The organism is Nocardia sp. BMG111209, assembly GCF_000381925.1.
Lineage (GTDB): Bacteria > Actinomycetota > Actinomycetes > Mycobacteriales > Mycobacteriaceae > Nocardia.
In genome coordinates this window covers 839,621-851,280 of sequence record NZ_KB907307.1, presented here as the reverse complement: position 1 = coordinate 851,280, position 11,660 = coordinate 839,621, and the positions used below count along the sequence as shown (strand labels likewise).

Below are 11,660 nucleotides of genomic sequence, written 5' to 3'. Positions count from 1 at the left end.
CCTTTCCCGGAGCGGCACGCCACGACCATCGACTCGCCCGACTGCACGGAACCGCACCACCGATCGCGGTACGGTTGCGCGGAACAACGCGGAAGCGCCGCAGCCCGCGGGAGAGGACGGCACCGAGTGGATGCGCCGAAGGTCGTGCACGCCGTCGAGATCGCGAGCCTGCCGGAACTGGTCTGGGTCGCGCTCACCGATGCCGAGGTGACCGGACGGTACCGGGATCGCCGCACGGTCGCCGACTGGGAACGCGGCGGCGTCTGGCGGCAACAGCGCCGCGACGGCACCGCCGACTTCCTCGGCACGATCCTCGAGATCGACCGCCCCCGCCGCTTCGTGCACACCTGGGCCCGGCCCGGGGAGACCGGCGCCGCCGAGCGCACCTCGGTGGTCGAGGTCGACATCGCGCTCAGCGGCCTGCGCGTCCGCGTCACCGTCACCCACCGCGACCTCCCCGACGACCAGCTCGACGAGGCCGCCCGCATCTGGACCCGCCTGCTCACCGACCTGCGGACCTACCTGGAATCCGGCCTCCCCCTCGACTGACCGGCCGTCGGCCGCCGAACCATCCGAAAGTTGGATGCCGCTCGGTCGGTCCGGGCCGTATGGTCGGATGTGAAGTTAGGTAACCCAAACTCACCGCCGCGCGAGACGAGAGCGAACATGCCCGAGACCATCGAAACCGTTCCGTTCTCCACGCAGATCCGCACCGCCACCGCGCAACAGCACGCCGACGCCGAGAACTCCACGTTCATGGGCGATCTGCTCGGCGGAGCGCTGGGAGTGGAGGCCTTCTACCGCTACACCGGGCAGCTGTGGCACGTGTACCGCGCGCTCGAGGCGCACTGGGACACCCTCGCCGCCGATCCGGTCGCCGGGCGGTTCGTCCGGCCCGAGCTGGCCCGGCTCGCGGCGCTCGCGGAGGATCTGGCCCATCTCGGCGGGCCGGACTGGCGCGAGGGGATCGCCCCGCTGCCGTCGACCGCCGAGTACGCCGCGCGGATCGAGGAGTGCGCGCGGACCTGGCCCGCCGGTTACGTCGCCCATCACTACACCCGGTATCTCGGCGATCTGTCCGGCGGGCAGGTCATCCGCGGCACCGCGGAGAAGTTGTGGCAGTTGCCGAAACGGGGTGACGGCGTGCGGTTCTACGTCTTCGACCACATCCCGAATCCGGCCGCCTTCAAGCGGGAGTACCGCGTCCTGCTGGACGAGCTGCCCGTCGACGACCTGGAACGGCAGCGGGTGCTCGGGGAGTGCCGCAACGCCTTCACGCTGAACACCGCCATGTTCCGGGAGCTGGCCGCCGAGTTCCCGGTGCGCCGCGAGGGGTGAGCGCCGGGACTCGGAACGGTTGCGCCGGTGCGGAGTTCACCTGTCCGTAGCGCGGGCGCCAACGCGGTCTGCCAGAGTCTGTAGACATGAACGTTCGCTGTCGTCTGGTAGCCGCGTGTGCCGCGGTGGCAGGGCTGCTGCTGGTCGCCGGCTGCGGCGGATCCGACGGAACGGGGGCGTCCACCACCCCCGCGCCGCCGGGGACGGTGCCGCTGATCTCGACCGACAACCTGCCCGCCGCCCGATCCGGCGAGGTCCATCTGTTCGGGATCAACGATCTGCACGGAAATCTGCAGCCGCCCACCGGAACCAACGGGCACGTCGGTACCTACGCCGCGGGCGGGGCGGCGTATCTGGCCGCGCACCTGGCGAAGCTGAAGGCGAAATATCCGGACAGCGCGGTACTCTCGGCCGGCGACAACGTCAGCGCCAGCCCGCTGGTCTCCGCGCTGTTCCACGACGAGCCCGCCATCGACTTCCTGAACTCGATCGGCACCGCCGCGTCCTCGGTCGGCAACCACGAATTCGACCACGGCGTACCGGAATTGACGCGGTTGCAGCGCGGCGGCTGCGCACCCGACGGCTGCTCCCCCGGCGAGCCGTTCCGCGGCGCGAGCTTTCCCTACCTGGCCGCCAACGTCACCGACGGCAACGGGCAGTTGCCGCCCGGACTGAAGGCGTCGACCGTGCTCACCGTCGGCGGGCACAAGATCGGGGTCGTCGGCGTCGTCACCCCCGACACCGTGAACATCGTGATGCCGCAGGGCATCCAGGGCTTCCACTTCGGCGACGAGGTCGACGCGATCAACAAGGCGGTGCCGCAACTGCGCGCCGAGGGCGCCGAGACCGTGGTGGCGCTGCTGCACGACGGCGGCAGCCAGCAGACCCACGGCGGTCCGGTCGACTACAACGCCTGCGCCGACATCTCCGGCAACGTGACCACGCTCGCGCAGCGGGTGGATCCCGCGGTGCGGGTGCTGATCACCGGTCACACGCACCAGGCGTACAACTGCACCATCGCCGGGAAGGTGGTCACCCAGGCCTCCTCCTACGGCCGCCTGATCAGCGACATCACGTTGCGCTTCCACGACGGCACGGTGGACGCCTCGGCGGTGAACCGGGTGGTCACCCACGACATCACCGCCGATCCGGCGGCCGCGAAACTGGTCGACTTCTTCGCGGCCCAGGCCGAGCCGCGCGCGAAGCGGGTGATCGGCGACTCCGCCGGACCGCTGCCGATGGAACCGGCGCCGGCGGGTGACTCCCCGCTCGGCGACGTGATCGCGGACGCGATGCTGTCGGCGATGGCGCCGGCGCAGGCGGTGGCCGCCTTCATGAATCCCGGTGGGGTGCGGGCGGATCTGACCGGCGGGGCGATCACCTACGAACAGGCCTATACGGTGCAGCCGTTCGGCAACGCGGTGGTCACCGTGCGGCTGTCCGGCGATCAGATCGTGAATCTGCTGGAACAGCAATGGAACAACGTCAGCAAGCCGGGCGTGCTGTCCGTCGCCGGGATCACCTACGCCTACGACGACGCGGCGCCGGCCGGGCACAAGGTGGTGCCGGGCAGCGTCCACATCGGCGGGCAGCCGTTGAATCCGGCTGCCTCGTACCAGGTTTCGACGAACAACTTCCTCGCCGCCGGGGGTGACGGCTTCACCGTGTTCACCCAGGGCAGCCAGACCGCGGTCGGCCCGACCGATCTCGACGCCCTCGAGTCCTATCTGCAGACCCGGGGATCGGTCCAGCCGCCGTCGGGCCGGATCGAGCGCCGCTGACCGGCCGGGCCGGCCGCGACCGGCTCACAGCCGATCGGCGGTGAAATTGGCGGCGGCGCGGATGCTGTCACCGTAGGCGACCACGTGCGCCGCCGGATCCAGGCCGCCCGCGCACACCGGATCGCCCGGGGCGCACCAGTTTCCGGTGCGCCCCAGGTATGGGCCGGGCACGCTCCAGCCGCCGAGGCGCATCGGATCGCCGAACAGCAGCACCGCCACCACCCGGTCGCCGAGGTCGCCGGACAGCCGGACCCCGCCCGGAACGTCCGCGGTGACACCGGTACCCAGCGCGGTGTGCACCACCGCCGCGCCCTGCGAATAGCCGGCCAGCACGAAGCGCTGCGCCGGACAGGCCGCCACCCGGGATGCCATGTGCGCCACCAGATCCGCGCTGCCCGCGCCCACCGAATACACATCCGTCAGATCCGCCGGATAGTTCACCCGATACCCGGCGACACCGACGGGCAATCGTTCTCGCAGCGCGGCGAACAGTGGATCGCCCACCGCGCTGCCGAGATATCCCGGCTCCTGGGTCCCCCTGGCCACCACCACCTCCACCGCCGCGCAACTCTGCGCCTCGGCCCGTGGAGCGGGGTACAGCAGACCGGCCGTGACCACGGCCGCCGCCACCCCGGCGATACGCCATTTCCTGGACGGCAACACCTTTCGGTCGCTCATCGTTCTCACCTACTCACGCCGTTGTGAGCGGCTCGACCCTCGCCCTCGACGACGGTCCGGAGCCGACAAGGCCCAAGGTAAGTGCGGTTCCCGGGGGCGGCAACGCGCCTGCGGGAGGTATATCCAATTGCCGCGCAACCGTATCCGGACGGAGTACCGGGGCGACCGGCAGTAAACCTGGGGCGTTCCCGGAATCAGGTGCAGGTCGGTGCGGGCGCCGCCTTCGGATCCGGCCCGGCCGGGGCGGGCGGCGGCGAACCCTCGTAGAGCGCAATCCCGGTGTGCTGCACCCGTCCCGGCGACAGCACGATGCCCGGCACCTGGACCTGATGCCCGTCGGTATCGGTCACCACGGCGGTGAACGGGCCCGATCCGGCCCCCGACGACGTGAACCAGTTGTCGATCCCCCGGGTGAGGGTGTGGGTGGCGCCGCCGGCGGTGGCCCGAATCTCCACCCGGCTCACCGGATTTCCGGTCTCCGCGACGAGCAGGCCGAGCCAGTCGGACGAGGAGCCGCTCTCCACCCGGTACATCAGATCCGGCGCCGGATTCGGATTGTGCACGCGCGCCACCCGGACGTCGGCGACCCCGGCGGTGCGGTTCGCGATCCGGCCGAAGGCCGCGGTGCTCACGTCGTATTGGTGTGCGGCACAGCCGGGACACCGATCGACCACCACCGCGCGCACCGACCCCAGCGGGCCGGTGAGATCCATGGTGGCGCCGCACAGCGCACCACCGTCGAATTCGTCGGTGGGCAGGCCGACGTAGAAGCCGTCGGCGGGCAGATCCGGGAACGAGCAGGCCGGCTCACCGGTCCCGAGCGCGAAGTACCGCGCCTGCCGCACCACCGCCGCGTCCACGTGCTCGGCATCCGGAACCGACTGTGCCACCGGGGTTCTCACCGCACCGGCGGCTTTCGCGAGCGGCGGATTCGACGTGACGTGGCAGGCCGCCTGCGCCGGCAGCAACATCCACACCACGGCCGCCACGATCCCGGCGACCACCAGCGTGGTCCACAGCCACGGTCGTACCGCTCGAACGTGCTCGTCCCGCGCCACCCGATGCATCGGCCACACCTCCGTCGCGTCACCCGCCATTTCCCGTTCGATGCTGTTCCGTACGGCACTGTTCCGGACAGCAATTTCCGTTCAGCAAAGCAGCACAACCCCGGACGTATGGGGTGAATAGACAGGTCGGAGCGGTTTACTCGGCGTGTCTACGGCGTGTCAGGTATCAGTACCGCCGCACCGGCAAACTTCCCGTGAGCCAGATCGGACAGCGCGCGATCGGCCGCGGCGAGCGGGTACGGATGGACGGTCACCTCGAGCCGGTGCGCACCGGCGAAGGCCAGGAATTCCCGTGCGTCCGCGCGGGTGTTGGCGGTCACCGAGCGAATCTCGCGCTCCTGGAACAGATGTCGCTGATAGTTCAGCGAGGGGATATCGCTGAGATGGATACCGGCGATCGACAGCACCCCGCCGCGGTCCAGCGCCTCGAGCGCCGGCAACACCAGGTCACCCACCGGCGCGAACAGGATCGCCGCGTCCAGCGCCACCGGCGGCGGATCGGCGGCGCCCTGGGCCGAGGCCGCGCCGAGGGCCAGCGCCAGCTCCCGCGCACCCGGATCCCGGGTCATCACGTGTACCTCGGCGCCGCGGGCCAGCGCCACCTGTGCGGCCAGATGCGCGCTGCCGCCGAAGCCGTAGATCCCGAGCCGCCCGCCGTCGGGCAGCGCGGCCCGTCGCAGCGCCCGATACCCGATGATGCCCGCGCACAGCAGCGGGGCCAGTTCGGCATCGGAGTACCCGGCCGGCAGCGGATGCGCGTAATCCGCGGGCACGACGGCGAATTCGGCGTAACCGCCGTCGGCGTCCCAGCCGGTGTACCGCGAATTCGGGCAGAGGTTCTCGGCGCCGCGCAGGCAGTACCGGCACGTCCCGCAGGTGTGGCGCAACCAGGCGATCCCCACCCGGTCCCCGGGTTCGGCCCGCACGCCGGGCCCGGCCGCCACCACCTCCCCGACCACCTCGTGCCCGGGGATCACCGCCGGCCGGTGCACCGGCAGATCACCCTCGGCCACATGCAGATCCGTGCGGCAGACCCCGCACGCGCGCACCCGGACCAGCAGCTCCCCCGCCGCGGGTGCGGGCACCGGCGCGCGCACCCGCGCCAGCGGCCCGGCGCCGATCGGCCCGGGCCGCCGCACCCGCCAGGCCGTCATCTCGCGCGGTGTGTCCGAGAAACCCACTGCCACACCCCTTTTCAGCGTACCGGCCGCCGGGTCACGGTCATTCCGCGGGCAACTCCAGGCCCTCCGCGGCGGCCTTGGCCGCCACCTCCTCGGGAAAGATGTTGCGGAACAGGTAGAGATCCTGCCCGAGCCGCCAGCCCGGGGCCAGCGCCTTGGCGTAACGCTCGAAATAGGCCAGCTGCTTACCCATCAGGATCAGCTGTTCCGGCCCGGACGCGTTGCGGCGCTTGCCGAATTCGACCAGCCGGGCCGCCACCTTACCCATGTCGAGATTGGCCAGCTGCCCGGCCAGTACCGGGGCCAGCGCGGTGGCCAGCTGCCGGCCGATGGTGGCGTCGTCGCCGGCCTCGGCATCGACCATGTCCAGTTCGCGCAGCGCCCGCGCGACCGGGCGGAAATCCCCGTCGATCGCGCTCGCGTGGAACAGCGCGGCGACGAAATCGCGCCAGGGACCGGCCATCCGGCCCACGATGCCGAAGTCCAGCATCGCCGCGCGACCGTCCTCGAGCAGCCAGAGATTACCGGCGTGCACGTCGCCGTGGAACATGCCGTGCGTGATCAGGCTCTCCAGCCACGCCTTCACCAGGCGGCGGATCAGCAGCTCCGGATCCGGGTGGACCAGCCGGATGTCGTCGAAGCGGTCCAGCGGCATACCGCGCATCCGCTCCATGCACAGCACCCGCGGGCCGCAGTACTCCCAGAACACCTCGGGCACCGTGACGTGGGTGTTGTCGCCGAAGGAGGTCAGATTGGCCCGGGCGCGGGCCTGATTCTCCGCCTCGTTGCGGAAGTCCAGCTCCGCCATGGTGGTCTCGTACAGGTCGCGCACCACGCCCTGGGCGTTGGCGACCCGCGCGTTCTCCGACCGCTTCTCCAGCAGACCGGCCAGCCGGTAGGCGGCGCGCAGATCCACGATCATGCGGCGGGCGATATCGGGCCGCTGCACCTTCACCACGGCCTCGCGGCCGTCGAGCAGGACGCAGGCGTGCACCTGGGCCACCGAGGCCGCCGACAGCGGCCGGTCGTCGAATTCGCGGAACAGCTCCCCGATCGGCCGGCCCAGATCGGCCTCGATGGTGGCGCGGGCGGCGATCGCCGGGAACGGCGGTACGTCGTCCAGGCAGCGCAGGCAGGCGTCGGCCAGTTCCTTCGGGAACGCACCCGGCGAGGAGGCGATGAGCTGCCCGAGTTTGACGAACATCGGGCCGAGGGTCTCGAAACCGTCGACGGTGCCGTCGGCCATCGCCAATCGGCGCCGGCGCCCGGCGAAACCACCGCGCGCCACGATCCGTCTGGTGATGTTGCCGCCGAGCACCCCGGCGATCGCCGCGGTGCGCCGCCGCTCCGCGAAACCGAACTTCTCCAGCGCCGGGCGCAGCACCGTCGGCACGGTCTCCGTCCGGACCGCCGCCGCCGTCACCGGTCACCCGCCCGGCCGCCGGTCCCTGTTCCCGCCTCTGTCCGAATCCGACTCTGCACCGCTGACGACCGCCTTGTCCTCGTTGTTCCGAAAGCCAACGTCCGAATGCCGCCGATCCACTGTCGTCGACCCGAGCACGACCGGCATATCACCCACCGGCCCCGAAGCACAGAGTGTACGACGAGATCGCCGGTTGATCCGCCGCCGCGACCGTGTCCGCGTGCCCGGCCCGCCGGACGCGGCCGCGGCGGCACCTCTCACAGCGAGCCGCCACCGCCGAGCAGCCAGGGGTTGGACGTGCAGACCAGATTCGGATTCTGTTGCGGATCAAGGGTGTTCAGGATGATCGAGAGCACCCGCGGCGAGTACATCAGCGTGAGGTGATCGGACAGATCCTGGTCGCAGCCGTCCTGGAGGGTGATGTTGCGGACCGTCGCGCCGGGCCCCGGCTGCAGGAAGGTCAGGTCGTACGGGGTGGTGATCTCGTCGTAGCGGGTGCCGACCACGGTGTAGTCCACGCCCGGCACGGTGTCGCCGCCGTCGTTGAGCTGATTCACGAAATCGGACCCGACGGTCTGCTGAATCCCGGAGTGGCCCACGAAGATCTCCACCAGGCCCAGTACATCGATGCCGAAATTGTTGATCGCGCGGCCGAGCGCGCCGATCCCGACCAGCGTGGTGCCGTGGTTGGTCGCGCCGAAGGTGATCTCGCGGTGCACCTTCGCCGCGCCGCCGTCGAACTTCAGGTACCACCGCGACATCGGCCCGCCCTGCGAATGCGCGACCAGATCCACCCGCGGCGCCCCGGTGGCGCCGAGCACCTTGTCGACGAACGCCGACAGTTGCTGCGCCGAATCCTGGATGAGGTCCGTCCCGTAGGCGCCCGGCAGCACCGACCCGAGGCCGCCGCCCTGCGGCAGGTCCGAGCGGCCGTAGTCGAAGGTGAACACGCAGAACCCGGCCGCGGCGATCGGCCCGCTGACGAAGGCGAAGTTGTCGTAGGCGTTCTCCCAGGTGCCGTGCACCAGCACCACCGGCTCCGGATGCGCCGCCGTCGGCTTGCAGTTCCAGTCGTTCGCGCCCGGGGGCGCCACATCCGGATGGAACAGCGCGTAGCCGAAGGCCGCGAGGAAGGCCGTCTGGGCCGGTCCGGTGCCGACCGTATCGGTGGAGCGCCCGCCCGCGGATCCCGAACTGGACCCGGAACCGCCGTAGCAGTTGCCCGATCCGTTCCCGGAGCCGGCGCCGCTGCCCGAGGTGCACGCGGAACCGGTACCGGCGATCGGATGCGAATCCGGATTCTTCGCGCCCTGCGCGATGTAGTCGACGAGCTGCTGCTCCGGATCGGCCGCGGTGAGCGGCATCGGGTCCGCATGCGCGCCGACGGTGGCGAATCCCGCGGCCAGCACCGCGGCCCCCGCGAGGACGGCCGCGCGCAACGGCCGGCGGCGGATGGTGTGTGTCATTCTTCGAGCCCTCCTGCGAACCACGATGTTCCCCGTTCCGGATGCCGGTCCTCCGGCGTTCCGGCTCCCGGAATGGCGCTCACGCTAGAACGGTGGCGAACCGGTCACGGCCGGTCTCGGCCGAACGCTTCGAAAGCTCACGAGCCCCGGCGAATCACGGTGGTGAGAAGCTACAAGCGGGCCCACACGAAAACACCGCGGTTCGCAATATTGCGAACCGCGGTGTCGAATCACAGTTTTATCACGACGGAATTGTTCCGGGCCACGGGACAATTCCGCCCGCGTCGGCCGCCGACCGGCTCAGACGCGCACGCCGGCCCTCCTCCGCTCGAGGTGGTCGGTGCGCTCGCGCCGGCCCAGCACCCGTTCCCGCTGCGCCTCGAAGCGCCGGGCCTTGTCCTCCAGATCGTCGAGGTAGGCCGCGAGCCGGTCGCGGGCCTGTTCGCCGGGACCGGTCAGATCGGTGCGCTCGAAGACGTTCCAGCTGCGCAGCACCGGGCGGATCACCACGTCGAGGTGCTGCCGCAGGTCGTAGATGCCGTGCTTGGCCAGGATCACCGCGTTGCGCCGGAAGTTGGGCTGGGTGAGGCCCGGCATCTGGAACCGGGTGACGACCTCGGTGATCGCCCGCATCATGTCGTCCGGGCACAGGTCCAGGATCGCCGCGGACATGCTGCGGTAGAAGATCATGTGCAGGTTCTCGTCCGCGGCGATCCGCTGCAGCATGCGCTCGGCGATCGGCTCACCGCAGGCGCCGCCGGTGTTGCGGTGGCTGATCCGGGTGGCCAGCTCCTGGAACGTCACGTACGCAACGCCTTTCAGCAGCTGCGGCCCGTCCGGACTGGCGATGCCGGTGGTCATGTGGGTCATCCGAGCCTGCTCGAGGGCCACCGGATCCACCGCGCGGGTGACCACCAGATAGTCGCGCATGACGATGGAGTGCCGGTTCTCCTCGGCGGTCCACCGGCCCACCCAGGTGCCGAAAGCGCCGTCGAAGCCGAAGGTTCCGGCGATCTCGCGGTGGTACGAGGGCAGATTGTCCTCGGTGAGCAGATTGGTGACCATCGCGATCCGGGCCACCTCCGACAGCCGCGACTGGCCCGGTTCCCAGTCCGTGCCCCCCATCGCGGCGAAGTTGCGGCCGTCGTCCCACGGCACGTAGTCGTGGGGATTCCAGGGTTTGGCCTTCCCGATGTGTTCGTCGAGGAGGCGGGCGGCGACCGGTTCCAGCTCGAGGAGCAGGTCCCCGTCGGTCAGGCCAGAAGTCACGCAAGCTCCTTATATCCGAGAGTCGGTTATCAGATCGAGGGCGAGCAGCGCCAGGCTGGCGCGCGAGATCCCGGCCGGATGGCTCAAATCCACTCCGGCGAGTCGTTCGACTCGCCGCATCCGATGCGACACACTGTTCGGGTGGATCTCCAGCCGGCGGGCGGCGGCCTTGCGGTCCAAACCTGAATCGAGATAGATCCTCAGGGTTTCCAGCAGGTCGGGGTGGGGTGCCAGCGGTCCGAGCAGGGCCGCGAGGTGTTCGCGGGCGGGCCCGGGCCTGGTGAGCTGATACTCCACCGCCAGGTCGGCCAGCCGGTACAGCCCCGGCGGACGGCCCAGGGAGCGTACCAGGTCCAGCAGTTCGCGGGCCTGCCCGACGAGTTCGGGGATCCGCTCGGTATCGCCGTCCACGACGGCCGCGGTCAGCGGCACCGACGCCGCCTCCGACAGCACCTCGACCGTATCCGCGGTCATCCGCTGCGCGCCCAGCCGGGCGGTGGACGTCTCGTCGCGGGGATCCAGCGGTACCAGCACGATGCCGCCGTCGATCGACAGCAGCGACAGCGCGCGCGAACCCAGTGTCGGGGCCAGCGCGCTCTGCAACCGGCGCAACTTCCGCCGCGCCGCCGATTCCGGATTGCCGTGCCCGTCCCGCTCCCCCGGATGCGGCGGGATCGCCAGTGCCACAACCTGATACGCGGGTGCGACGCCGATACCGGTGCGCTGGGCCAGCGCCGTGCGGCCGTGCCCGCTGAGCAGTGCCGTGACCAGGGTCTGCGCGGCGGTCTGATGATGCCGGGCGGACTGCCGGTGTTCGTCCAGATAGGCCGCGGTCGCGGCGACGGTGACCGTCTCCAGCAGCCGCAGCGCCGCGTCCACGAGTCCGGGCAGTTCGTCCGGACGCCGGCGTTCGGCGGCTATTTCGGCCAGTTCCCCGCGGACCGTCTCGTGCAGGGTGCGCAGCACGATGTCCAGGTCGATCCCCTCGCGCGCCCATTGCGCGGCCCGGCCGACCAGGTCCACGGTGACGGCGGCGTCGGGCTCCTCACTCGCGCCCGCGACCAGCGCGAGGCAGCCGCGCAGCGCGGCGGGCAGGCCCGCATCGCCGCCGGCCTGTTCCCCCGGCCGGAACCGGTCGGCGAGGGCGGCCTCCGGCAGCCGCGGCACGAGCCGCGCGGCAGCCGGGTGGATCGAGCCGTTCCCGGCCGTACGCAGCGGCCGCGTGCGGCCCAGTACCGGTGCTGATCGTGTCATCGCCGATCACCTCTGACTCTGTTCCAAGCGCGGTACCTGAATGCGCCGGAAGAGGGATTCGGTCTCGCACCACAGCGGGCGGGTCCGGCGCGTGCGACCAGTCGATGAGCGTGGCGCCGACCGCGCATCCACCGGCGCCACGCTCGAGATATAACGCTACGGAGACGGAAAGGGCCCGTCACCGGCATCCGGACATAACGATG

At 70.7% G+C, this 11,660-nt stretch carries 10 protein-coding genes; 3 read left to right on the top strand and 7 right to left on the bottom strand.

Going from position 1 to position 11,660, the window contains the following annotated elements; translation table 11 throughout:
- Positions 1–126: 126 nt before the first annotated feature.
- The 3 genes from G361_RS42210 (at position 127) to G361_RS0103795 (ending at position 3,119) form a co-directional block, all read left to right on the top strand.
- On the top strand, positions 127–549 hold the full coding sequence (locus G361_RS42210) for an SRPBCC domain-containing protein (protein ID WP_019925722.1): 423 nt from the start codon (positions 127–129) through the stop codon (positions 547–549).
- A 117-nt stretch (positions 550–666) separates the two neighbouring features.
- Positions 667–1,338, top strand: coding sequence for a heme oxygenase (biliverdin-producing) (locus tag G361_RS0103800; protein ID WP_019925721.1), 672 nt, complete (start codon positions 667–669; stop codon positions 1,336–1,338).
- An 86-nt stretch (positions 1,339–1,424) separates the two neighbouring features.
- Entirely contained in the window at positions 1,425–3,119 is a 1,695-nt protein-coding gene (locus tag G361_RS0103795; RefSeq protein WP_052172619.1) for a bifunctional UDP-sugar hydrolase/5'-nucleotidase, read from the top strand.
- A 24-nt stretch (positions 3,120–3,143) separates the two neighbouring features.
- Here G361_RS0103795 and G361_RS0103790 read toward each other — a convergent pair whose 3' ends face one another.
- From G361_RS0103790 to G361_RS42200, 7 genes are all read right to left on the bottom strand, one after another.
- The gene (locus tag G361_RS0103790) at positions 3,144–3,797 is read right to left on the bottom strand and encodes a cutinase family protein (protein WP_019925719.1); all 654 of its coding nucleotides are present in this window, start codon (positions 3,795–3,797) and stop codon (positions 3,144–3,146) included.
- Between the two features lie 194 nt (positions 3,798–3,991).
- On the bottom strand, positions 3,992–4,864 hold the full coding sequence (locus G361_RS46625; protein ID WP_196814406.1) for an expansin EXLX1 family cellulose-binding protein: 873 nt from the start codon (positions 4,862–4,864) through the stop codon (positions 3,992–3,994).
- 149 nt (positions 4,865–5,013) lie between these two features.
- Positions 5,014–6,018: a zinc-binding alcohol dehydrogenase family protein gene (locus tag G361_RS0103780; protein WP_026342653.1), complete on the bottom strand. Its 1,005-nt coding sequence runs from the start codon at positions 6,016–6,018 to the stop codon at positions 5,014–5,016.
- Between the two features lie 67 nt (positions 6,019–6,085).
- Complete coding sequence (locus tag G361_RS0103775) at positions 6,086–7,468, bottom strand: AarF/ABC1/UbiB kinase family protein (RefSeq protein ID WP_019925716.1); 1,383 nt, start codon at positions 7,466–7,468, stop codon at positions 6,086–6,088.
- Between the two features lie 257 nt (positions 7,469–7,725).
- Positions 7,726–8,934, bottom strand: coding sequence for a triacylglycerol lipase (locus tag G361_RS0103770; RefSeq protein WP_019925715.1), 1,209 nt, complete (start codon positions 8,932–8,934; stop codon positions 7,726–7,728).
- A gap of 300 nt (positions 8,935–9,234) precedes the next feature.
- Positions 9,235–10,203, bottom strand: coding sequence for an acyl-ACP desaturase (locus G361_RS0103765; RefSeq protein WP_019925714.1), 969 nt, complete (start codon positions 10,201–10,203; stop codon positions 9,235–9,237).
- A 9-nt stretch (positions 10,204–10,212) separates the two neighbouring features.
- Positions 10,213–11,457: a CdaR family transcriptional regulator gene (locus G361_RS42200; protein WP_019925713.1), complete on the bottom strand. Its 1,245-nt coding sequence runs from the start codon at positions 11,455–11,457 to the stop codon at positions 10,213–10,215.
- Positions 11,458–11,660 lie beyond the last annotated feature (203 nt).

Coding starts and splice junctions, on each gene's coding strand:
- G361_RS0103800 (WP_019925721.1), top strand. CDS start 667: ATGCCCGAGACCATCGAAACCGTTCCGTTCTCCACGCAGATCCGCACC.
- G361_RS0103795 (WP_052172619.1), top strand. CDS start 1,425: ATGAACGTTCGCTGTCGTCTGGTAGCCGCGTGTGCCGCGGTGGCAGGG.
- G361_RS0103790 (WP_019925719.1), bottom strand. CDS start 3,797: ATGAGCGACCGAAAGGTGTTGCCGTCCAGGAAATGGCGTATCGCCGGG.
- G361_RS46625 (WP_196814406.1), bottom strand. CDS start 4,864: ATGCATCGGGTGGCGCGGGACGAGCACGTTCGAGCGGTACGACCGTGG.
- G361_RS0103780 (WP_026342653.1), bottom strand. CDS start 6,018: ATGACGGCCTGGCGGGTGCGGCGGCCCGGGCCGATCGGCGCCGGGCCG.
- G361_RS0103770 (WP_019925715.1), bottom strand. CDS start 8,934: ATGACACACACCATCCGCCGCCGGCCGTTGCGCGCGGCCGTCCTCGCG.
- G361_RS42200 (WP_019925713.1), bottom strand. CDS start 11,457: ATGACACGATCAGCACCGGTACTGGGCCGCACGCGGCCGCTGCGTACG.